At 61.6% G+C, this 21,996-nt stretch carries 23 protein-coding genes; 13 read left to right on the forward strand and 10 right to left on the reverse strand.

The window, feature by feature from the left end:
* The first annotated feature begins 2 nt into the window (after window positions 1-2).
* The 5 genes from livM (at window position 3) to IF199_RS02935 (ending at window position 5,444) form a co-directional block, all read left to right on the forward strand.
* On the forward strand, window positions 3-1,304 hold the full coding sequence (livM, locus tag IF199_RS02915; protein WP_096819798.1) for a high-affinity branched-chain amino acid ABC transporter permease LivM: 1,302 nt from the start codon (window positions 3-5) through the stop codon (window positions 1,302-1,304).
* Complete coding sequence (locus IF199_RS02920) at window positions 1,301-2,173, forward strand: ATP-binding cassette domain-containing protein (RefSeq protein ID WP_192559637.1); 873 nt, start codon at window positions 1,301-1,303, stop codon at window positions 2,171-2,173. Before livM ends, IF199_RS02920 begins: the two co-directional genes overlap by 4 nt.
* Window positions 2,170-2,886 carry an ABC transporter ATP-binding protein gene (locus IF199_RS02925; RefSeq protein WP_096819796.1) on the forward strand — a complete coding sequence of 239 codons (717 nt, stop codon included), beginning with the start codon at window positions 2,170-2,172 and terminating at the stop codon, window positions 2,884-2,886. Before IF199_RS02920 ends, IF199_RS02925 begins: the two co-directional genes overlap by 4 nt.
* A 757-nt stretch (window positions 2,887-3,643) precedes the next feature.
* A complete protein-coding gene (locus IF199_RS02930; protein WP_007950653.1) occupies window positions 3,644-4,408 on the forward strand; it encodes an SDR family oxidoreductase in 765 nt (254 codons plus the stop codon).
* A gap of 130 nt (window positions 4,409-4,538) precedes the next feature.
* On the forward strand, window positions 4,539-5,444 hold the full coding sequence (locus IF199_RS02935; protein WP_102620120.1) for a cation diffusion facilitator family transporter: 906 nt from the start codon (window positions 4,539-4,541) through the stop codon (window positions 5,442-5,444).
* 39 nt (window positions 5,445-5,483) lie between these two features.
* Here IF199_RS02935 and IF199_RS02940 read toward each other — a convergent pair whose 3' ends face one another.
* The 7 genes from IF199_RS02940 to IF199_RS02970 all read right to left on the reverse strand — a co-directional run bounded on the left by IF199_RS02940 (window position 5,484) and on the right by IF199_RS02970 (window position 10,642).
* The gene (locus IF199_RS02940; RefSeq protein WP_192559638.1) at window positions 5,484-6,617 is read right to left on the reverse strand and encodes an AGE family epimerase/isomerase; all 1,134 of its coding nucleotides are present in this window, start codon (window positions 6,615-6,617) and stop codon (window positions 5,484-5,486) included.
* A 100-nt stretch (window positions 6,618-6,717) separates the two neighbouring features.
* Window positions 6,718-7,290: a HupE/UreJ family protein gene (locus IF199_RS02945; protein WP_192559639.1), complete on the reverse strand. Its 573-nt coding sequence runs from the start codon at window positions 7,288-7,290 to the stop codon at window positions 6,718-6,720.
* Between the two features lie 27 nt (window positions 7,291-7,317).
* Window positions 7,318-7,932, reverse strand: coding sequence for an urease accessory protein UreG (ureG, locus tag IF199_RS02950; RefSeq protein ID WP_007950645.1), 615 nt, complete (start codon window positions 7,930-7,932; stop codon window positions 7,318-7,320).
* Between the two features lie 22 nt (window positions 7,933-7,954).
* Window positions 7,955-8,629, reverse strand: a complete 675-nt coding sequence (locus IF199_RS02955; RefSeq protein ID WP_192559640.1) for an urease accessory protein UreF — start codon at window positions 8,627-8,629, stop codon at window positions 7,955-7,957.
* On the reverse strand, window positions 8,626-9,126 hold the full coding sequence (gene ureE, locus IF199_RS02960; protein WP_096819791.1) for an urease accessory protein UreE: 501 nt from the start codon (window positions 9,124-9,126) through the stop codon (window positions 8,626-8,628). Before ureE ends, IF199_RS02955 begins: the two co-directional genes overlap by 4 nt.
* Window positions 9,127-9,328: 202 nt before the next feature.
* Window positions 9,329-9,961: a TetR family transcriptional regulator gene (locus tag IF199_RS02965; RefSeq protein ID WP_096819790.1), complete on the reverse strand. Its 633-nt coding sequence runs from the start codon at window positions 9,959-9,961 to the stop codon at window positions 9,329-9,331.
* Window positions 9,962-10,135: 174 nt separating this feature from the next.
* A complete protein-coding gene (locus tag IF199_RS02970; RefSeq protein ID WP_096819789.1) occupies window positions 10,136-10,642 on the reverse strand; it encodes a hypothetical protein in 507 nt (168 codons plus the stop codon).
* Window positions 10,643-11,018: 376 nt separating this feature from the next.
* On the opposite strand from IF199_RS02970, the gene IF199_RS02975 reads away from it, so the two are divergent.
* A complete protein-coding gene (locus IF199_RS02975) occupies window positions 11,019-13,094 on the forward strand; it encodes an AsmA family protein (RefSeq protein WP_192559641.1) in 2,076 nt (691 codons plus the stop codon).
* 30 nt (window positions 13,095-13,124) lie between these two features.
* Here IF199_RS02975 and IF199_RS02980 read toward each other — a convergent pair whose 3' ends face one another.
* Window positions 13,125-14,030 (reverse strand): LysR substrate-binding domain-containing protein, encoded by a 906-nt coding sequence (locus IF199_RS02980; protein WP_192559642.1) that lies wholly within the window; start codon window positions 14,028-14,030, stop codon window positions 13,125-13,127.
* 119 nt (window positions 14,031-14,149) lie between these two features.
* Between IF199_RS02980 and IF199_RS02985 the strand changes: the two genes are divergently transcribed.
* The 3 genes from IF199_RS02985 to IF199_RS02995 all read left to right on the forward strand — a co-directional run bounded on the left by IF199_RS02985 (window position 14,150) and on the right by IF199_RS02995 (window position 16,076).
* Window positions 14,150-14,788, forward strand: a complete 639-nt coding sequence (locus IF199_RS02985) for an FMN-dependent NADH-azoreductase (RefSeq protein WP_096819786.1) — start codon at window positions 14,150-14,152, stop codon at window positions 14,786-14,788.
* Window positions 14,789-15,094, forward strand: a complete 306-nt coding sequence (locus IF199_RS02990) for a DMT family transporter (protein WP_096819785.1) — start codon at window positions 14,789-14,791, stop codon at window positions 15,092-15,094. It begins immediately after the preceding gene.
* 91 nt (window positions 15,095-15,185) lie between these two features.
* On the forward strand, window positions 15,186-16,076 hold the full coding sequence (locus IF199_RS02995) for an esterase/lipase family protein (protein ID WP_102620113.1): 891 nt from the start codon (window positions 15,186-15,188) through the stop codon (window positions 16,074-16,076).
* Here the strand turns inward: IF199_RS02995 and IF199_RS03000 are convergent.
* Window positions 16,073-16,966, reverse strand: a complete 894-nt coding sequence (locus IF199_RS03000; protein ID WP_192559643.1) for a DMT family transporter — start codon at window positions 16,964-16,966, stop codon at window positions 16,073-16,075. The two genes, IF199_RS02995 and IF199_RS03000, sit on opposite strands and share 4 nt — an antisense overlap.
* A 98-nt stretch (window positions 16,967-17,064) precedes the next feature.
* Between IF199_RS03000 and IF199_RS03005 the strand changes: the two genes are divergently transcribed.
* From IF199_RS03005 to IF199_RS03015, 3 genes are all read left to right on the forward strand, one after another.
* Window positions 17,065-17,859, forward strand: a complete 795-nt coding sequence (locus IF199_RS03005) for an AraC family transcriptional regulator (protein ID WP_096819782.1) — start codon at window positions 17,065-17,067, stop codon at window positions 17,857-17,859.
* A 63-nt stretch (window positions 17,860-17,922) separates the two neighbouring features.
* A complete protein-coding gene (locus IF199_RS03010) occupies window positions 17,923-18,228 on the forward strand; it encodes a PsiF family protein (protein ID WP_025111807.1) in 306 nt (101 codons plus the stop codon).
* A 98-nt stretch (window positions 18,229-18,326) separates the two neighbouring features.
* Window positions 18,327-19,340 (forward strand): AI-2E family transporter, encoded by a 1,014-nt coding sequence (locus tag IF199_RS03015; protein WP_096819781.1) that lies wholly within the window; start codon window positions 18,327-18,329, stop codon window positions 19,338-19,340.
* 132 nt (window positions 19,341-19,472) lie between these two features.
* Here IF199_RS03015 and IF199_RS03020 read toward each other — a convergent pair whose 3' ends face one another.
* Window positions 19,473-20,747 carry an Hsp70 family protein gene (locus IF199_RS03020; RefSeq protein ID WP_192559644.1) on the reverse strand — a complete coding sequence of 425 codons (1,275 nt, stop codon included), beginning with the start codon at window positions 20,745-20,747 and terminating at the stop codon, window positions 19,473-19,475.
* Between the two features lie 293 nt (window positions 20,748-21,040).
* Between IF199_RS03020 and IF199_RS03025 the strand changes: the two genes are divergently transcribed.
* Window positions 21,041-21,991 carry a DnaJ C-terminal domain-containing protein gene (locus IF199_RS03025; protein ID WP_096819779.1) on the forward strand — a complete coding sequence of 317 codons (951 nt, stop codon included), beginning with the start codon at window positions 21,041-21,043 and terminating at the stop codon, window positions 21,989-21,991.
* Window positions 21,992-21,996 lie beyond the last annotated feature (5 nt).

Below are 21,996 nucleotides of genomic sequence, written 5' to 3' on the forward strand. Positions count from 1 at the left end.
CGATGTCTTCAACCACTACAAAATCCATAGATGTCAAAAAAAGCCTGGTTGAGGCGATTCTCGCCGGTCTGATTGCCCTGATCGTGTTCGGGCCGATTGTCGGCGTCGTTCTCGATGGCTACAGCTTCAACCTCGAACCGACCCGCGTGGCGTGGATCATTGCCATCGTCATGGCCGGCCGGTTTGCCCTCAGCCTGTTCCTGCAAACCCCCAAGGGCCTGAAAATCCTCGAAGGATTCGAGAGCACCGGTTCCGGCGTGCATGTGCTGCCCGCCGATCACAAATCCAGGCTGCGCTGGATCATCCCGCTGCTGATCGTGCTGGCCGTGGCCGTGCCGTTCGTTTCCAACTCCTACCTGCTGGGCGTGGTCATCCTCGGTTTGATCTACGTACTGTTGGGGTTGGGACTGAACATCGTGGTCGGTCTGGCCGGCCTGCTCGACCTCGGTTACGTGGCGTTCTACGCCATCGGTGCCTACGGTCTGGCGCTCGGGTATCAGTACCTCGGCCTGGGTTTCTGGACGGTGCTGCCGCTGGCGGCAATCACTGCCGGGCTGGCCGGTTGCATCCTCGGTTTCCCGGTGTTGCGACTGCACGGCGACTACCTGGCGATCGTGACCCTCGGTTTCGGTGAAATCATCCGTCTGATCCTCAACAACTGGCTGTCGCTAACAGGCGGCCCGAATGGCATGCCGGCGCCACTGCCGACCTTCTTCGGCCTGGAGTTCGGCAAGCGGGCGAAGGATGGCGGGGTGCCGTTCCACGAGTTCTTCGGCATCGCCTACAACCCGGACGTGAAGTATTACTTCATCTATGCGGTGTTGTTCCTGGTGGTGCTGGCCGTGCTGTACATCAAGCATCGTCTGGTGAAGATGCCGGTTGGCCGCGCCTGGGAAGCCCTGCGTGAAGACGAGATCGCCTGCCGCTCGATGGGCCTCAACCACGTGCTGGTCAAACTCTCGGCGTTCACTATCGGTGCATCCACCGCCGGTCTGGCAGGTGTGTTCTTCGCCACCTATCAAGGCTTCGTCAACCCGACCTCGTTCACCTTCTTCGAATCGGCGCTGATCCTCGCCATCGTCGTGCTCGGCGGCATGGGTTCGACCATCGGTGTGGTGATCGCAGCGTTCGTGCTGACGGTTGCTCCGGAACTGCTGCGCGGCTTCGCCGAATACCGTGTGCTGCTGTTCGGGATCCTGATGGTGTTGATGATGATCTGGCGACCTCGCGGGCTGATCCGCATCAGCCGTACCGGGGTCACTCCACGCAAAGGTGCCATTCACTATGAGAGGACTGCGCCATGAGTGAAGTCGTACTCTCTGTTGAAAAACTGATGATGCACTTCGGTGGCATCAAGGCCTTGAGCGACGTCAGCCTGAAGGTCAAACGCAATTCGATCTTCGCCCTGATCGGCCCCAACGGCGCCGGCAAGACCACGGTGTTCAACTGCCTGACCGGGTTCTACAAGGCCTCTGGCGGCAAGATCGAACTCAACGTGCGTGGCCAGCAGACCAACGTCATCAAGTTGCTGGGCGAGTCGTTCAAGCCGACCGACTTCGTTTCACCGAAGAGCTTCGCCAGTCGCCTGTATTACAAGATGTTCGGCGGCACCCACCTGGTGAACCGCGCGGGCCTGGCCCGGACGTTCCAGAACATTCGCCTGTTCAAGGAAATGTCGGTGCTGGAAAACCTGCTGGTGGCCCAGCACATGTGGGTCAACCGCAACATGCTGGCCGGCATCCTCAACACCAAGGGCTATCGCAAGGCCGAAAGCGATGCGCTGGACTGCGCGTTCTACTGGCTGGAAGTGGTGGATCTGGTGGACTGCGCCAACCGTCTGGCCGGTGAACTGTCCTACGGCCAGCAACGCCGTCTGGAGATTGCCCGGGCCATGTGCACTCGGCCGCAGATCATCTGCCTCGACGAACCGGCCGCCGGCCTCAACCCTCAGGAAACCGAAGCGCTGAGCGCGATGATCCGGCTGCTGCGCGACGAGCACGATCTGACCGTGGTGCTGATCGAACACGACATGGGCATGGTAATGAGCATTTCCGATCACATCGTGGTGCTGGACCACGGCATCGTCATCGCCGAGGGCGGTCCGGAGGCTATCCGTCACGATCCGAAGGTGATTGCGGCTTACCTGGGCGCTGACGAAGAGGAAGTCGTATGACGCAACCCATCCTCGAACTCAAGGATCTGGACGTGTTCTACGGCCCGATCCAGGCCCTCAAGGGCGTCTCGCTGCAGATCAACGAAGGTGAAACCGTCAGCCTGATCGGCTCCAACGGCGCGGGCAAGTCGACGCTGCTGATGTCGATCTTCGGCCAGCCACGGGCGGCAGGCGGACAGATCGTTTATCAAGGCGTGGACATCACCCACAAGTCATCGCACTACATCGCCTCCAACGGCATCGCGCAGTCGCCGGAAGGGCGGCGGGTGTTCCCCGACATGACCGTCGAGGAAAACCTGCTGATGGGCACCATCCCGATTGGCGACAAGTACGCCAAGGAAGACATGCAGCGCATGTTCGAGCTGTTCCCGCGGCTTGAAGAGCGTCGCACTCAGCGCGCAATGACCATGTCCGGCGGCGAACAGCAGATGCTCGCCATCGCCCGGGCGCTGATGAGCCGTCCCAAGCTGTTGCTGCTGGATGAGCCGAGCCTGGGGCTGGCGCCGATCGTGGTCAAACAGATCTTCGCCACCCTGCGGGAACTGGCGAAAACCGGCATGACCATTTTCCTTGTCGAGCAGAACGCCAACCATGCGTTGAAACTGTCCGACCGGGCGTACGTGATGGTCAACGGCGAGATCCGCCTGACGGGCACCGGCAAGGAACTGCTGGTGAATGAGGAGGTGCGTAACGCCTATCTCGGCGGGCACTGAGTTTTCAGGTTTTCCACAGCGATACAGAGCCCCGAGACGCCAGTCCCGGGGCTTTTTTGTATCCAGAATCCATCACGATCCACGCCATTCCCGAAATTGTGGAAAACAAAATCCCCAACCTGCCAAAGCGCGACATATAGACGCTGCAAATCGCTGTTTTTCCACAGTTTTGACTTGTCCCCGTTTGCTGTGGAGCCGGCTGTGAATAACGTGGGAGTAGCTGGCTGAGAGCCTTTCAAACCGTGGCTTGCAGGCCAGTGATTGTTTTTTGATCAGGCCTTTTCCCAGTTGCTGGGGGTTCGTTTGTCAACCTTTTTATGGCCATGGCAAAACAGGCGAATGCATGTGCGCAAGCCTGTGGATAAGTCTGTGATTAAACTCTGGAAAGACTGCGCTAAGGGCCGTGATTACTGGCCCTGCGCAATCACGGCGGTGACCGGTCGGTCGTGCAAAATGCCTTGCCCGGCACAATCGGCGGATCAGGGTCAAGCGAAAAACTTTGCTTTTGCGGCGCAAAGCCTTGTGTGGCGTGGCTTTGCGCATTTCCACTTGCCCCCGGAAACTGTGGAAGGGCTTGTGGATAACGTGCGTGCATGTGGCTACAGGCCACGCCACTCAAGGCGTTGCGAGCATTGATCAAATAATGAGCAAAAATGCACGCCAGTCGGTGGTTGCTCGTGAATGCGGGGCCGGGCATGCTGCCTGCTGATTTTCTATTCCAATGGCTGCCCCGGGTGGCCGAAGCAAGGAGAACACGATGTCCAACACCCTGTTTATCACCGGCGCGACGTCCGGTTTTGGTGAAGCCTGTGCCCGTCGTTTTGCCGAGGCCGGCTGGAAACTGGTGCTGACCGGTCGTCGTGAAGAACGCCTCAACGCGCTGTGTGCCGAGCTGTCGAAGCAGACCGAAGTGCATGGCCTGGTGCTGGACGTGCGTGATCGCAAGGCGATGGAGGAGGCGATTGCCAACCTGCCGCCGTCCTTCGCCAAGCTGCGCGGCCTGATCAATAACGCAGGTCTCGCGCTGGGCGTGGATCCTGCACCGAAGTGCGACCTCGATGATTGGGACACCATGGTCGACACCAACGTCAAAGGCCTGATGTACAGCACTCGCCTGTTGCTGCCACGCCTGATCGCCCACGGTCGCGGCGCCGGTATCGTCAATCTCGGTTCCATCGCCGGTAACTACCCGTACCCGGGCAGCCACGTTTACGGCGCTACCAAGGCGTTCGTTAAACAGTTCTCGCTGAACCTGCGCTGCGACTTGCAGGGCACCGGCGTACGCGTCAGCAACATCGAGCCGGGGCTGTGCGAGAGCGAGTTCTCGCTGGTGCGCTTCGCGGGCGATCAGGCGCGTTACGACGCGACCTACGCCGGTGCCGAGCCGATCCAGCCGCAGGACATTGCCGAGACCATCTTCTGGGTGTTGAACGCACCGGCGCACATCAACATCAACAGCCTGGAGCTGATGCCGGTGAGCCAGACCTGGGCGGGTTTTGCCATCGAGCGTAACAAGGCTTGATACGGTTTTGTTCTCTTCGCCAGCGGGCTGGCGAAGAGGGCAAATCGGCCAGAATCTGGCAGTAAGGTAGACTCATCCCTCAACAACCCCGCCGCACCCTGCGGTTTTCAAGGTTTTTCGAGGAGTTCAAGTGAGTAACCGAGGTGAGCAGTCGCTGCTCAAACAATCGACCATCCTGATGTTCGCCGTGGCGATCGCCGGGATCGTCACCGGTTTTGTTTCGGGTTCCCAGTCCATCCTGTTCGATGGCTTTTTTTCGTTGATTGCAACGTTCATCAAAGTCCTGATGCTGATCACGGCGAAGCTCATCGCCAAGCAAAGCAACCAGCGCTTCCAGTTCGGCTTTTGGCATCTGGAGCCAATGGTGCTGCTGATCGAGGGCAGTTTCCTGCTGCTGATCGCGATCTATGCGTTTCTCAACGGCGTGTTCGGCATCATCAACGGCGGTCGTGAAATCGAGCTGGGCCTGGTGATCATCTACGCGGCGGTGTTTACCGTTGTCGAGTTCGCCTACTTCTTCTACGTGCGCCACCGTAATCGCAAGCTCAAGTCGAGCCTGATCCAGTTCGACAACATCAGTTGGCTGGTGGACGCGATGCTGTCGGTGGGCCTGTTGATCAGTTTCCTCGCGGCGCTGCTGCTCAAGTCCCAGGGCTATGGCGAATGGGCGAAATTTGTCGACCCGCTGATTCTCATCGTGCTGGCCCTGACCATGCTGCCGCCGGCCTTCAAGATCCTTGGCCCGGCGCTGCGTGACGTGCTCGGTATTGCGCCGGACACGCTGGACGATCAAGTCCGTCAGGTAATGGACGCGGCCAAGGTCGAGCATGGTTTCGACGACTACGTGTCCTATGTGCAGAAACACGGGCGAGCGCGGTTCATCGAGATTCATGTGGTGTTGCCGGCGGATTACCGACTGCAGAGCGTCGGCCAGCTGGATGTGCTGCGCGAGGCGATTTCCGCGAAGCTGGGCAAACCGGATGCGGCGCGCTGGCTGACCATCAGCTTCACTGGCGACAGGAAGTGGATTGCCTGATGTTATGTGGCGAGGGAGTTTGCTCCCTCGCCACGGCTGTCAGCTCAGATAGTCGGCGAGGCCGCGATAGCAGGTCGCCAAGTGATACGGCGTGGTCGACGGCATGTCCTTGCGGCTGACCTCGCCCTGTTCGTCGCGGCACTCGTTCCAGCCACCTGCATGCAGGAAGCGCTGCTGCAACGCCTGCAACTGGCGCAGCACGGCGGCTTCGCTGCCCGGACGCAGTGTCAGCGCGCGCAGGTATTCGGCCTGGGCCCAGATGCGCTGGGTCGAATCTTTCGGGCGTCCGTCCCTATTCAGATCGAGCATGGCCCGCACGGCACCGGACGGCTGCACCACACCGAACTGCTCGGTGAACGCAAAGGCCCGGTCCAGGGCGGCATGCAGTTTCGAACCGCGCAGCAGGGGCGAGGACTCCAGCAGGAAATACCACTCGAACTGATGGCCCGGTTCATACCAGTTATCCACAGCCCCCAGCGGTTTTTCCATCAGCACGCCATGTTGCGGATCGACGAAACGCTTGTGCATGGCTGTGCATAACTCGCTCAGCGCTTGCTTGACCTGTGCGTCTTCGCGCACGGCCAGCGTGGCCAGGAAGGCTTCGGCCAGGTGCATCAATGGGTTTTGCAGCGGGCCGGTTTCCAGGGTAATCCAGTCACGGTCGAGGCAGGCTTCATAGAGGCCGTCACCGGTGGCGAAACGCCGGCCGATGACTTCCAGCGCAGCGTTCAGGGTCGATTCGACCAAGGGCTCGCGGGACTTTTCCCAGTAATGCGCGCAAGCGAACAGGATGAAGGCGTGGGTGTAGAGGTCCTTGCGCTGATCCAGCGGTTTGCCCTGCGGATCGATGCTGTAGAACCAGCCGCCGTGCTCGGCATCGTGGAAGTGCCGTTGCAGGGAGCGGAACAGTGCGGCCGCCCGAGCTTCGGCGTTATCCACAACCCCGATCAGGCTGGAAAACAGATACAGCTGCCGTGCGCAGGCCATGGCCCGATAGCGCTGCGGTGGCAGCGGCTGATGCGCGGCGTCCAGCGCTTCGTAAGGCAACGCCATGTCGGCGTTCCAGCCCGGTCCTTGCCAGAGGGGCACGATCACGTCCAGAAAGTGCTGTTGCACTTCACCGAACAGGGTGGTCAATTCAGGCAGAGAGGTGGAGCGGGAAGCGTGGGGCATGGGCGGACGTCGTCACGGCAGGGGCGATTGCGCGACATGGTAGCAGAGAGTGGCGATCGATCGTTCCCGCGCCATGCGCGGGAGCGATCAGAGGTGCCATTCAGCCGGCCAGCAACCACGCGCCCATCACCGCCGAAGCGGCTCCGGCCAGTCGCACCAGTGGTGCAGCCGCCTGAGGCAGAAAACGCACGACCGCATAACCCGTTGCATGCAGGGCAGCTGTCGCGACCACGAAACCGGCGGCATACGCCCATGGGCTCGACATGTCCGGCAGCTCCAGACCGTGGGCCACGCCATGGAACAGCGCAAACAGCGCCGTTGCCGCCACCGCCATCACCAATGGCGGGCGCACCGCCAGCGCCACCGCCAGGCCCAGCGCCAGTACCGAGGCAGCAATCCCGCTTTCCAGCGCCGGCAACTCCAGCCCTTCAAAGCCGAGCAGGCCGCCGATCAGCATGGTGCCAACAAAGGTGCACGGCAGCGCCCAGCGCGCGGCGCCTTGTTGCTGCGCGGCCCACAAGCCGACGGCCACCATCGCCAGCAAATGGTCGAGGCCGCCGATCGGGTGGCTGATGCCGGCCACCAGGCCAGAGTCGCCGTGTCCGGGGTGGGCGAAGGCCAGTGCCGGTGTCAGCAGGAGTGCGACGGCGCCGAGAATGCGTTTGAGTGTCATGGATAAGCTTCCTTGTTGATCAGTGAATCAGGCTGCGGTCAGCAGGCCCTGGCGTTCGATGAAGGCGATGATGTCTTCCAGGCCCTGACCGGTTTTCTGGTTGCTGAACACGAACGGCTTGCCGTTGCGCATGCGTTGAGTGTCGCTGTTCATCATCTCCAGCGAGGCGCCGACCAGCGGCGCGAGGTCGATCTTGTTGATCACCAGCAGGTCGGATTTGCAAATGCCGGGCCCGCCCTTGCGCGGCAGCTTGTCGCCGGCCGACACGTCGATCACGTAGATGGTCAGGTCGGACAGCTCCGGGCTGAAGGTGGCGGAAAGGTTGTCGCCGCCGGACTCCACCAGAATCAGGTCCAGTCCCGGAAAACGCCGGTTCAGTTGATCCACCGCTTCAAGGTTGATCGAGGCGTCTTCGCGAATCGCCGTGTGCGGGCAGCCACCGGTTTCCACGCCGATGATGCGTTCCGGCGCCAGCGCTTCATTGCGAACCAGAAAGTCGGCGTCTTCGCGGGTGTAGATGTCGTTGGTGACCACCGCCAGGTTGTAGCGTTCGCGCAGCGCCAGACACAGGGCCAGGGTCAACGCGGTTTTGCCGGAACCGACCGGGCCGCCAATGCCGACGCGAAGGGGTTGTGTGTTCATGTGATTCTCCAGATAAAAGGCCCTAGGAACGGAACAGGCGGCTGTACTGGCGCTCATGGGCCATGCACGCCAGGGACAGACCGAACGCGGCGCTGCCGAGGTGTTCGGGATTGATTCGGGTGGCGTCCTGCTGCGCCTGTTGCAGCAGCGGCAGCAGTTCGCTGGTCAGGCGCTGGGCGGCTTGCTGGCCCAGCGGCAGGGTTTTCATCAGCACCGCGAGCTGGTTTTCCAGCCAGCTCCACATCCAGGCGGCGAGGGCGTCCTGTGGGTTGATCTGCCAGGCGCGGGCCGCCAGTGCCCAGCACAGGGCCAGGTGCGGTTCGGTGCATTGCTCAAGAAAATCGCGGGCCGGTGCGTCGAGTTCGGGCAAGCCGTTGAGCAATTGCTGCAACGAGTAGCCCATCTGCCGGCTCTCCAGATGCAGTTCACGGGTTTCGCGGCTGGCGCGGTGGCTTTCGCAGAGCTTGCGCAATTCATCCCAGTTTTCGTCCGCTGCGGTCTGGCAATGGGCGAGCAGCAGCGGCGCTTCGAACCGCGCGAGATTGAGCAGCAATTGATCGCTGATCCAGCGGCGAGCGCTGTCCGGACTGTCGACGCGGCCGTTATCCACCGCCATCTCCAGGCCTTGGGAATAGCTGTAACCGCCAATCGGCAACTGCGGACTGGCCAGGCGCAGCAGCGCCCAGGCCGGGTTCACAAACGGACGCCGAACTGGTGGAGTTTCGGCGCGTAGTTGAAGTCCTCGTCACCGTGTCGCGAATGGTGATGGCCGCCACCGTAGGCGCCGTGTTCCGGCTGGAACGGGGCTTCGATGGATTCGACCTGCGCGCCCAGTTGTTCAAGCATCGCCTTGAGTACGTAATCGTCGAGCAGACGCAACCAGCCGTCACCGACTTGCAGCGCAACATGGCGATTGCCCAGGTGATAGGCCGCGCGGGTCAATTCGAAAGCGTTGGCGCAGGTGACGTGCAGCAATTGTTCGGGGCGGGCGCAGACCCGGACGATCCGGCCATCTTCGGCTTGCAGGCATTCGCCGTCATGCAGCGGCGGCTGGCCGCGCTCCAGAAACAATCCGACGTCTTCGCCTTCGGCACTGAAACAGCGCAGGCGGCTTTTGCTCCGGGCTTCGAAAGTCAGGTGCAACTCGGCGGCCCAGACGGGTTGAGGGTCGATTCTGCGATGAATCACCAGCATCGGAAAGCTTCCTGCTATGGACAATGCTCAGGCTAGAGCAAGGGGCTTGCCAATCGGACGAGACGTAGGAAAACCCTGTCGGAGCCTAGCGGATGTTTCAAGATGTTGCAGGATTGTGAGGTGTTTTGGTGCATGAAGGTTTTTACATGCACCAATTTACGGCGCAAAAAAATCGCAGCTCCAGGCTGCGATTTTGGTCTGCTTACTCGGTACTCCCGAGCCCTTGCCAGTGCTTGAGCCCGATAAAGATGAAGCGCAACTGCTGGGTGATCTTCGCCTGTGGCGTCAGATGCTCGGGCAGGGCTTCGGCCGGTGGATCGATGATGTCCGGCAGGGTGGCGAACACCGATTTGACGATCAGGTCGGCCATCACGCTCAGGCCTTCACGGTTCAGGTGCTGGAGTTTGGGCATCAAGGCCAGATCCGCCGCCAGGTCGGAACTGATGTTTTCACGCAAACGGCCAATGGCCTGACGCACCGGCAGCGATCCGCCGTACTGCTCACGGGCCAGAAACAGGAACTGCGAACGATTGGCACTGACTACGTCGAGGAAGATCCGTACCGACGCATCGATGATCCCGCCCATGACGAATTCATTGTGGCGCACCAGGCGGATGGTTTCGCGGAAGGTCTGGCCGACTTCGCTGACCAGCACCAGGCCGAGTTCGTCCATGTCGGCGAAATGCCGGTAGAAACCGGTGGGCACGATGCCAGCGGTTTTCGTCACTTCACGCAGGCTCAGGCTGCCGAATCCTCGGCCGCTTTCCATCAAGTGGCGGGCAGCGTCCATCAGGGCGTTGCGGGTCTGTTGTTTCTGTTCGGCGCGGGGCAGCATCGCAAGGGTGTGTTCTTAGGCAAGACAAGCGCCGCACTCTAGCAAATCGGCTTTGTCGGCGTCGAACGGCAGCGGGGGAGATGGAAGCGGGAAATCGCGACTTCTTTATACAGGCTGCTGAAAAGTCAAAAGCCCAATCCAGGGATTGGGCTTTTTTTCCAGGCCGCCACGGGCTTAGCTCAAAGCGCTGTTGCGTTCGATCACGCGGTCACCACCACCTTCGGCCAGGGTTTGACCTTGTGGGGTTTTGTCGTAGCCATCTGCAGCCAGGGTTTGGCCTTGTGGAGTGCGGTCGGAACCATCAGCAGCCAGGGTCTGGCCTTGTGGGGTGCGATCGGAACCATCGGCAGCAAGGGTTTGACCTTGTGGAGTGCGATCCGAGCCGTCTTGAACCAGACCTTTTTCCTCCAGACGATCACGGCCACCTTCAGCTACGGTTTGACCTTGTGGGGTCTTGTCATAGCCATCTTGAACCAGACCTTTTTCTTCCAGGCGGTTACGACCGTTTTCAGCCAGGGTCTGACCTTGTGGAGTGCGGTCAGAACCGTCAGCGGCAACCGTCTGGCTGAACACCGAGTGGCTGGATTTCACTTGCGGGGTAGCCTGGTCGGCGGCTGGCAGAGCGAAAGCGGTGCTGGCCAGCATCGAGAGGGTAAGACTGAACAGAAGTTGGCGTTTCATGATGGGTTGCTCCTTGGGAGGGCGATAAAGTGGGTACGAAGCTAATGCTACTCTCGATAAGTCGATATAAAAGTTCATAAACACAATGGTAATAATCAACAGAATTGATTGTTCGCTCGGGAGGCTCTAGCTCGGGCGTTTCAGGCGAGCGGTTTTGCACCGCAGTGGGTATTTTCCACCCACTTGCGCCTCGCAAAAGTGCGGGGCCGGTAACGCCGACTCGACCGATCGGTCAGAATGGCGACCGTTTTTTGGCCCTGATGGGGCTTTCGATTAAACCTGCGGGCTGTTTGTCAGTCGTAGACTTCATGAGGGCCCTGTAAGGCCCGTCGTTTCAGCGGCGTCGATCCGCAGTCGTTTTCAGGAGCTTTGTGCAATGACGCGCACGCGTAAAATCTTCGCCTGGACCTTCGCCACCCTCGTGCTGTTGCTGGCGGTGCTGGTCCTGATCATCGTGTTCTTCGATTGGAACCGGATCAAACCGCCCCTCAACGCCAAAGTCTCGGAAGAATTGCACCGACCGTTCGCCATCAACGGCAACCTCGCCGTGGTCTGGCAGCGTGAGCCGGACGAGGGCGGCTGGCGCGCCTGGGTGCCGTGGCCGCATGTGGTGGCCGAAGACCTGACCCTGGGCAACCCGGATTGGTCGAAGCAGCCGCAGATGGTCACCCTCAAGCGGGTTGAACTGCGCATTTCGCCGCTGGCGCTGCTGGCACAACGGGTGACGATCCCGCGTATCGACCTGACTGAACCCAACGCGCAATTGCAGCGCCTGGCCGATGGTCGTGCCAACTGGACGTTCAAGTTCGATCCCAAGGACCCGAATGCCGAGCCCTCGAGCTGGGTGGTGGACATCGGCGCCATCGGTTTCGACAGGGGCCACGTCACTCTGGACGACCAGACCCTCAAGACCAACCTCGACCTGTTGATCGACCCGCTGGGCAAACCGATTCCGTTCAGCGAAATCGTCGGCGACAAAGCGGCGAAAACCGCGCTGGAAAAGGGCGGCGCACCGCAGGATTATGCCTTCGCACTGAAAGTCACCGGCCAGTACCACGGTCAGAAACTCGCCGGCCAGGGCAAGATCGGCGGTCTGCTGGCCTTGCAGGACGCGGCCAAACCGTTCCCGCTGCAGGCCCAGGCGAAGATCGGCGTCACCAGCATCGAACTCGCCGGCACGCTGACCGATCCGCTGAACCTGGGCGCCCTCGACCTGCGCCTGAAACTGGCGGGCGCCAGCCTGGGCAATCTCTATCCGCTGACCGGTGTCACCCTCCCGGACACACCGCCATACGCCACCGACGGTCATTTGATCGCCAAACTGCATGAGCCGGACGGCGCGCAGTTCCGCTATGAACAGTTCAACGGCAAGATCGGCGGCAGCGACATTCACGGCGATCTCGCCTACGTCGCCAGTCAGCCACGGCCCAAGCTGAGTGGCGCGCTGCTGTCCAATCAACTGCTGTTCGCCGACCTCGCACCGTTGATCGGTGCCGACTCCAATGACAAGCAAAAGGCCCGCGGCGGTGAAAGCAAACAGCCGGCGGACAAAGTGCTGCCGGTGGAAGAGTTCAAGACCGAGCGCTGGCGCGATATGGACGCCGACGTCGAATTCACCGGCAAACGCATCGTCCACAGCGAGAAGCTGCCGTTCACCGACCTCTATACCCACCTCAAACTCAACGACGGCGAACTGAGCCTGGAGCCGCTGCGCTTCGGCGTGGCCGGCGGCAACCTTGATGCGCAGATCCGCCTCAATGGCCGCACTGAACCATTGGAAGGTCGGGCAAAACTGACCGCGCGCAAGTTCAAGCTCAAGCAACTGTTCCCGACCTTCGAACCGATGAAGACCAGTTTCGGTGAACTCAATGGTGACGCCGACATCAGCGGTCGCGGCAACTCGGTGGCCAAGCTGCTGGGCGGTGCCAACGGCAACCTGAAGATGCTGATCAATGATGGTGCGATCAGTCGTGAGCTGATGGAACTGGCGGGCCTCAACGTCGGCAACTACGTGGTCGGTAAAGTCTTTGGCGACAAGGAAGTGAAGATCAACTGCGCGGCGGCGGACTTCGACATCAAGACCGGGCTGGCGACCACGCGGCTGTTCGTGTTCGATACCGAGAACGCGATCATCTACATCGACGGCACGGCGAACATGGCCACCGAGCAACTGGACCTGACCGTGACCCCGGAATCCAAGGGCTGGCGTCTGATCTCCCTGCGCTCGCCGTTGTACGTACGCGGCAAATTCATCAAGCCGGATGCCGGGGTGAAAGCGGTGCCGCTGATCCTGCGCGGGGCCGGCATGGTGGCGCTGGGCGTGATCGCCGCGCCGGCGGCGGGGCTGCTGGCGCTGGTGGCGCCGAGCGGCGGCGAGCCGAATCAGTGCGCGCCGTTGCTGGAGCAGATGAAGGCAGGCAAGGCGCCGGTGACCGTCAAACCCACCCGATAGACCGCCAATGATCGTAGCTTCGGGCCGAGGCTACGATCGCGGCGACAGTCCCGACAGCAGCGCCTCATCGCGCAGCCAGGCAAAAAACGCTTTCACCGGTGGATGCCGCTCGCGCCCTGGAACGCACAGGGCGCTGTAACCGGCGCCATCGACTTGCACCTCGCCCTTGTACGGCACCAGCAGACCGCTGGCGACGCTCTCCGACACCAGAATATTGCTCGCCAGCACCAGCCCTTGCCCGGCGATGGCGGCTTGCAGCGCGTAATGTTCTTCGTCGTATTCGCGGATCGCCGGGTGCTGTTTCAACCAGTTCTCGCCTGACTGCGCGCACCACGCTTCCCAGCCATGGGCGTAGAGCTTCGAGTTATGCCAACGCACGCTGATCAACGCCGGGGTGCGGCGGGCGGCCAGTGCCACCTGTTCCGGCGAGCCGTACACGCCGAACGATTCATCGAACAGGCACAACCCGTAGAGGTTCGGGTAGTCGTCGAGGCTGTAGCGCAACACCAGATCGACGCTGGCGTCCTGATGCAGGTCGATCACTTCGCAATGGGTGTCCAGCCGCACATTGATGTTCGGGTGTTTCGCGTAAAACCGCCCCAGTCGCGGCACCAGCCACAGCGCGGCGAAGGCGGCGGTGGTCGACAGCGTCAGGCTGCTGCCGCTGCGTTGCGGGCGCAGGGTGTCGACGCTTTGCGCCACCTCCAGAAACGCCCCGTGCAGGCTGCGGAACAGCCGCTCGCCACCCTCGGTCAGTCGCACCTGACGCGGCAGGCGTTCGAACAGCGCCACGCCGAGCCAGTCCTCCAGCGAGCGGATCTGATGGGAAATCGCCGTCGGCGTCACCGCCAGTTCTTCGGCGGCAGCCTTGAAGCTCAATAGCCGTGAGGCGGATTCGAACGCGCGCAGGGCGGTCAGCGGCAATGAAGCGAACATGAAAACTCCATGGATGAAATCAATTCATCCAGACTGATTTTTGCTCATTTGAGGCGGTGAGTTAATGGCAGCAATCTGGCGTCACACAGCCACTCAAGTCTAGTCCCAAGGAGATTCAGATGAGCAAGATTCTTGCGATCCATGCCAGCCCACGCGGTGAGCGCTCCCATTCGCGGCGCCTGGCGGAAAGTTTTCTCAGCGCCTGGCAAATCCGTCATCCACAGGCTCAGGTCACCCGCCGTGAAGTCGGGCGTGCATTGATTCCGGCGGTGAATGAAGCGTTTGTCGCGGCGGCGTTTTACCCGGAGCCCGAGGCTCGGCCGCTGTCGATGCAGGCCGATCTGGCCCTCAGCGATCAACTGGTGGGCGAGTTGTTCGAGCACGACCTGCTGCTGATTTCCATGCCGATGTACAACTTCAACGTGCCCAGCGGCCTCAAGGCCTGGGTCGACCAGATCGTGCGCCTGGGCCTGACGTTCGATCACACCCTGGACAATGGCATCGCCCAGTACACGCCGCTGTTGCGCGGCAAGAAAGCGCTGATCGTCACCAGTCGCGGCGGTTTCGGTTTCGGCCCGGGTGGCGAGCTGGAGGCGCTGAACCACGCCGATCCATGGTTGCGCACGGCGCTGGGTTTCATCGGCATCAACGACGTCACGGTGGTCGCAGCCGAGGGCGAGGAATCCGCCGAACGCACCTTCGCGGTGTCGGTGGCTGAGGCCGAGCAGCGCTTGCTCGACCTGGCCCGGGAGTTCTAAGTGGCCTGGCTGTTTCTGCTGATTGCCGCCGGGTTCGAAGTCACCTTCGCCATGGGCATGAAGTACGCCGAGGGTTTCACCCGGCTGTGGCCGTCGCTGGTTACCGTGGTCGCGGCGGTAGGCGGGATTTATTTCCTGACCCTGGCAATGCGCGAGCTGCCGGTGAGCATCGCCTACCCGATCTGGACCGCCATCGGCTCGCTCGGCACGGTGTTTCTCGGTTTCGCGCTGCTGGGCGAGAGCCTGACGCTGGTGAAGTTGCTGTCGGTGGGGCTGATTGTGGCGGGGGTGGTGGGGCTGAAGTAGGCTGGTCGTGGAGTTGTCATCATCGAGGAGGATGCTTGGCGGGCGTTTTGCACGTCATGCATCCACCCACCGACCACAGGGATGTCTGCCCATGTCGCAGGATTCGGCCACACGTTATCCACTGGTGCTGGTGCCGGGAATGCTCGGGTTTATCCGGTTGGTGCTGTACCCGTACTGGTACGGGATCATCGCCGCGTTGCGCCGGGGTGGTGCGACGGTGATTGCGGTGCAGGTGTCGCCGCTCAATTCCACCGAAGTGCGTGGCGAGCAGTTGCTGGCGCGCATCGATGAAATCCTGCGCGAGACCGGCGCCGCCAGGGTCAATCTGTTCGGCCATAGCCAGGGCTCGCTGACGGCGCGTTACGCGGCGGCGAAGCGCCCGGATCTGGTGGCGTCGGTGACGTCGGTGGCCGGACCCAATCACGGTTCGGAACTGGCCGACTATCTGGCGAAACACTATCCGGCAGACAGTGCCCGGGGCCGCATTCTTGAGGCGCTGCTGCGTTTTGTCGGCTGGTTGATGGCACTCATGGAAACCGGTTACCACGGGCCGAAACTGCCGGTGGATATCCACGCCTCACACCATTCCCTGACCACCGAAGGCGTGGCGCTGTTCAACCAGCGTTATCCACAGGGCTTGCCGGAAACCTGGGGCGGGCAGGGGCCGGAAGAGGTCAACGGCGTGCGTTATTACTCGTGGTCCGGCACCTTGCAGCCGGGCAAGACCGACCGCGGTGGCAACCTGTTCGACGGCACCAATCGCAGTTGCCGGTTGTTTGCCAAGACCTTCGTGCGCGAGCCGGGGCAGTGCGACGGCATGGTCGGACGCTACAGCTCGCACCTGGGCACGGTCATCGGTGATGACTACCCGATGGATCACTTCGACATCGTCAACCAGTCACTGGGACTGGTCGGCAAAGGCGCGGACCCGGTGCGGCTGTTTGTCGAGCACGCGGCGCGGTTGAAAGCCGCCGGGGTCTAGGCGGCGCTCGGGGTGCGGGAGCGGCCGAGGACGGTCGTCCAGCGCTCGGAAAGAATCACCCCGCCCAAGGTCAGCAAACCGCCTACCAGGTGATACATCGCCAGTTGTTCCTTCAACACCACCGCGGCAATCAGCGCGGTGATCAACGGCAGCAGGTTGAAGAACAGCGTGGTCCGGCTCGGGCCCAGGCACTGTACGGCCTGCATCCACGCCAGCGGCGCGAGCATCGAGGCCAGCAGGCACGCGTACAGCACCAGCGGAATGTTATGCAGGGTCAGGCCGGTTTTCGGCGACACGGCGTACAGCGGAAACAGCACCACCACCGCCACCAGCACCTGCAAGTACAGCAACACCAGCGGCGGCAGGCGCAGCTGCCATTTTTTCAGCAGAGTGCTGTAGATCGCGTAGGCGAGGGTAGCGATCAGCATCATCGCGTCACCCAGGTTCACCCCGTGTTGCAGCAGCGCGCCGAGGCTGCCGGACGACACCACCACCAGCACACCGGCGAAAGACAGCACCGCACCGACCAGCGCGCCGGCGGTGAGGCGCTGGCCGAGGCTGATGATTGCCATGGCCAGCGACATCAACGGCATCAGCGACAGGATGATGCCCATGTTGGTGGCGGTGGTCATGGTCGCGGCGAAGTAGGCCAGGCTCTGATAGACCGCCATGCCGAGCACGCCAAGGATGAAAATCTTGCCCAGGTTCGGGCGGATCTGCGGCCAGTGCGCGATTACCTTCCTGAGCATGAACGGGGTAAACAGCAAACCGGCCAGCAGCCAGCGGTAGAAGCCGATTTCGGCGGGGAAGATCGCACCGACAGCCAGCTTGTTGATCACGGTGTTGCCGGCCCAGATGAAAATCGCCAGCAGGGGAAACGCGTATTGCATGGGAGGAGAAACCAGTACGTTGATGAACGGTGATTATCCCCTGTCTGGATGCAGGCCTATACTGCGAACCGGACAACCTGCCTCTGATTCCGGACAGCATGAACAGTAAACACATCGATCTGCTGGATTTCAGCGAACTGCCGTCGGCGGTGTATTTCCGCTATGCCGACTTCAACGCCCACGAATACGCCGCGCCGCACCGCCATCCGTGGGGCACGCTGGAATACGCGGCCCACGGCGTGCTGCACATGGATGTCGACGGCAGCCGTTTCATGTCGCCGCCGCAGTACGCGGTGTGGGTGCCGCCGCAGGTCGAGCACAGTTTCTACAGTCATCAGCCAGTCAATTATCGGGCGGTGTGCCTGGCGCCCGAGGTGTGCGCGGATTTGCCGGCGCAGGCCTGTACCCTGGCGATCAGCGACATTCTCAAGGCAATCCTCAAGGACTTCGCCGCCCGGGATGTGAAGATCCCCGCGTTCGATGCCGACCAGCGCCTGGCCCAGGTGCTGGTAGATCAGTTGCGGCAGGCGCCGGTTCATCAGTGTTATCTGCCATACGCCAGCAGTCCCGGGTTGCTGACCATCCTCGAAACCCTGCAGGCCGAGCCCGGCAACAATGAACCGCTGGCGCACTGGGCGGCGCAGGTGCATGTCAGCGAGCGCACGCTGGCCCGGCAATTCGTGCGGGAGTTGGGGATGAGTTTCGGCGAATGGCGCCAGCGGCTGCGCTATCTCGCGGCCATCGAGGCGCTGGAAAGTACGCGCAGTGTGCAGGAAATCGCCTTCGATCTCGGCTACAGCAGCGGCTCGGCGTTCATCGCCATGTTTGCCCGGCAGGCCGGATGTACGCCGGAACAATACCGGCGTAGCCATCTGGAGACTAGGAAGGTGTAACAAGCTTTGACTACACTCAGCCGGAGGCCGCCTCCATCGATGCGGCAACAAGGAGAAAACTCCATGAAGATGTTGCGTGTCCCTTTGTTGATGATCGGTCTGCTGCTGTGCTCCCAGGGTTTTGCCGCCACGGCGCAACAGAACAAGATGACCACTTGCAACGCCGACGCCACGGCCAAGAGCCTGAAAGGCGATGAGCGCAAGACCTTCATGAGCACTTGCCTCAAGGCAGCGCCGGCGGCCAACGACGCCAAGACCCTGACCCCGCAGCAGGAAAAGATGAAAACCTGTAATGCCGACGCCAAGACCAAGGCCCTGACCGGCGATGCGCGCAAAACCTTCATGAGTGATTGCCTGAAGAAAAAATAAGATCGACAGATCGCAGCGAGCGGCAGGGCATCCGCTCGCTTCGGCGCTGGATCGCTGGCAGACTGCCAATCCTTTTACGCCGTTCGTTTTGAGGCTGTATGCCAACGTTTTCTGAGCGTCATGTTGTGTTCTGGGTCAGTTGCATCATCATTTTCGGCGGTTTGCTGCTGGTGCTGCCGCTGCGCTTGTTGCCCAGTCTGCTGGCCGGGCTGCTGGTGTTCGAGCTGGTCAACATGCTCACCCCACAACTGCAACGGCTGATCGAAGGCCGCCGCGCGCGCTGGCTGGCGGTGGCGTTGCTGGGCACGCTGGTGGTGAGTGTGCTGGCGCTGATCTTTGCCGGGGCCATCAGTTTCCTGCTGCACGAGGCGGAAAACCCCGGGGCTTCCCTCGACAAATTCATGGGCGTGGTCGATCGTGCGCGCGGGCAACTGCCGCCGTTTGTCGATGCGTATCTGCCGGCCAGTGCCGCTGAGTTTCGCGTGGCCATCGGTGAATGGCTGAGCAAGCACTTGTCCGACCTGCAACTGGTGGGCAAGGACGCGGCGCACATGTTCGTGACCCTGCTGATCGGCATGGTGCTCGGCGCGATCATCGCGCTGCAGCGCGTACCGGACGTCACCAAGCGCAAGCCGCTGGCGGCCGCATTGTTCGATCGTCTGCACCTGCTGGTTCAGGCGTTTCGCAATATCGTTTTTGCGCAGATCAAGATTTCCCTGCTCAACACCTTCTTCACCGGGATCTTCCTGGCGGTGATCCTGCCGCTGTTCGGGATCAAGCTGCCGCTGACCAAGACCCTGATCGTGCTGACGTTCCTGCTCGGCTTGCTGCCGGTGATCGGCAACCTGATGTCGAACACGCTGATCACTATCGTCGGCCTGTCGCTGTCGATCTGGGTGGCGATTGCCGCGCTGGGCTACCTGATCTTTATCCACAAGCTCGAATACTTCCTCAACGCGCGCATCGTCGGCGGGCAAATCAGTGCCAAGTCCTGGGAGTTGCTGTTGGCGATGCTGGTGTTCGAGGCCGCGTTCGGCCTGCCGGGGGTGGTGGCGGGGCCGATTTATTACGCGTATCTGAAGAGTGAGTTGAAGCTGGGCGGGATGGTTTAGAAGCCGCAATGATCGTTCCCACGCTCTGCGTGGGAATGCATCCCGTGACGCTCCGCGTCACAGCCTCAACAGCGGACGCAGAGCGTCCATGGCGGCATTCCCACGCGGAGCGTGGGAACGATCATCGTAGTGTCAGTTGATCGAGCCATAGCGTTTCATGGCTTCAATCGCCAGGCCGCTGCCGATGCTGCCAAAGATGTTGCCTTCCACATGCCGCGCGTTTGGCAGCATCGCCGAGACGCTGTTGCGCAGCGCCGGGATACCGCTGGAACCACCAGTGAAGAACACCGTATCGACCTGACCCACCTCCACATTGGCGTCCGCCAGCAATTGCGTGACGCTGCCGCGCACGCGCTCCAGTTGCGAATCGATCGCCGATTCGAACAAGGCCCGGGTCAGCTCGACGCTCAGCCCGGATTCGATCCGGTCCAGCGGCACGTGGCGGCTGTCGTTGTGGGTCAGCTGGATCTTGGTTTCTTCCACTTCCATCGCCAGCCAGTGCCCGGCGCGCTGTTCGATCAGCTTGAACAGACGGTCGATGCCGCCGGTGTCCTCGATGTCGTAACGCATGCTGCCCAGGGCCAGGGTCGATTTCTGCGAGTACACCGAGTTGATGGTGTGCCAGGTCGCCAGGTTCATGTGGTGACTGGTCGGCATGAACGCGCCGCTCTTCATGCGGCTGCCGTAGCCGAACAGCGGCATCAGGCCTTGCAGGCTCAGTTGCTTGTCGAAATCGGTCCCGCCGATGTGCACACCGCCGGTGGCGAGGATGTCGTCGTGACGGTTATCCATGCCCCGACGCTCGGGCGACAGGCGCACCAGCGAGAAGTCCGACGTACCACCGCCGATGTCGACGATCAGTACCAGCTCTTCCTTTTCGATGGTCGACTCGTAGTCGAAGGCCGCAGCGATCGGCTCGTACTGGAACGACACGTCCTTGAAGCCGAGCTTGCGCGCCACTTCCACCAGGGTGTCTTCGGCTTCCTGGTCGGCCAGCGGATCGTCGTCGACAAAGAACACCGGACGGCCCAGCACCACCTGCTCGAACTCACGACCGGCGGCCGCTTCGGCGCGGTTCTTGAGCTGGCCGATGAACAGGCCGAGCAAGTCCTTGAACGGCATCGCGGTGCCGAGGACGCTGGTGTCGTGCTTGATCAGCTTGGAACCGAGCAGGCTCTTGAGCGAGCGCATCAGCCGGCCTTCGTAGCCTTCCAGGTATTCGTGCAGCGCCAGGCGACCGTAGACCGGGCGGCGCTCTTCGATGTTGAAGAAGACCACCGACGGCAGGGTGATCTTGTCGTCTTCCAGCGCGATCATCGTTTCCATGCCGGGGCGCAGCCAGCCGACGGTGGAGTTGGACGTGCCGAAGTCGATGCCGCAGGCACGGGCTGGAGAGGCGTCTTTCATGGTCTTTCGGTTCCGGTCAAAAAAACGGCCGCGCAGTGTATGCCAGTGCGCGACAGATTCGAAGGCCAGTCATCTGCTATTTCACGACTAAGCTTGCTTGAAAGTCGCCGCTTTGCCCCAAACTTGCTGGCATGGGCCGGCAGACATACCGGCGGTCGCAAGAACCGCCGTCCACTGCCGATAAACTTCTGCAGCGCCACCCGGTCACAAGTTTGAGATCGGTCAACCTGGCACGCGCGAATCGGCGCATGCTGACGGCGGCGCGAAATCGATAACGGATGGTGACTCCTTCAATGGACTTCAAAGACTATTACAAGATACTCGGCGTGGAGCCGACGGCTGACGACAAGGCAATCAAGGCGGCCTATCGCAAGCTTGCGCGCAAATACCACCCCGATGTCAGCAAGGAAAAAGACGCCGAGGCCAAGTTCAAGGATGCCTCGGAAGCCTATGAAGCGCTGAAAAGCGCCGACAAGCGCGCCGAATACGATGACCTGCGCCGCTACGGCCAGCACGGTCAGCCGTTCCAGGGCCCACCGGGCTGGCAGAGCCGTGGCGGCTTTGGTGGCGGCGGTGGCGACACCGGTGACTTCTCGGACTTCTTCAGTTCGATCTTCGGCAATCGCGGCCCCGGTTTCGGTGGCGGCGAAGGCCGGCAATCCCGCAGCGCCGGACGGCGAGGGCAAGACGTGGAACTGGAACTGCCGATCTTTCTCGAAGAGACGCTTTCGAACGAATCGAAAAAAATCAGCTTCCAGGTGCCGCAATACAACGGTTCCGGCCAGCACGTCAGCAACACCAGCAAGAGCCTGAACGTGAAGATCCCGGCGGGCGTGACCGACGGCGAGCGCATCCGCCTCAAGGGCCAGGGTGCACCGGGCATCGGTGGCGGTGCCAATGGCGATCTGTACCTGACCATCCGTTTCGCGCCGCACCCGAAATTCGATGTCGAAGGCGAAAACCTGATCATCACCTTGCCGCTGGCACCGTGGGAACTGGCGCTGGGTGCCGAAGTGGCCGTGCCGACCCTGACCGGCAAGATCAACCTCAAGGTCCCGGCCGGCAGCCAGAACGGCCAGCGCATGCGCGCCAAGGGCCATGGTCTGCAGAACAAGGCCGGCGAGCGTGGTTATCTGTTCGTCCAGCTCAAGGCCGTGATGCCGAAGGCTGCGGGCGATGACGTCAAGGCGCTGTGGCAGGAACTGGCGAAGAAAGCCGCCTTCAACCCGCGAGAGAACTTCTGAACCCG

It is taken from the genome of Pseudomonas allokribbensis (assembly GCF_014863605.1).
GTDB lineage: Bacteria > Pseudomonadota > Gammaproteobacteria > Pseudomonadales > Pseudomonadaceae > Aquipseudomonas > Aquipseudomonas allokribbensis.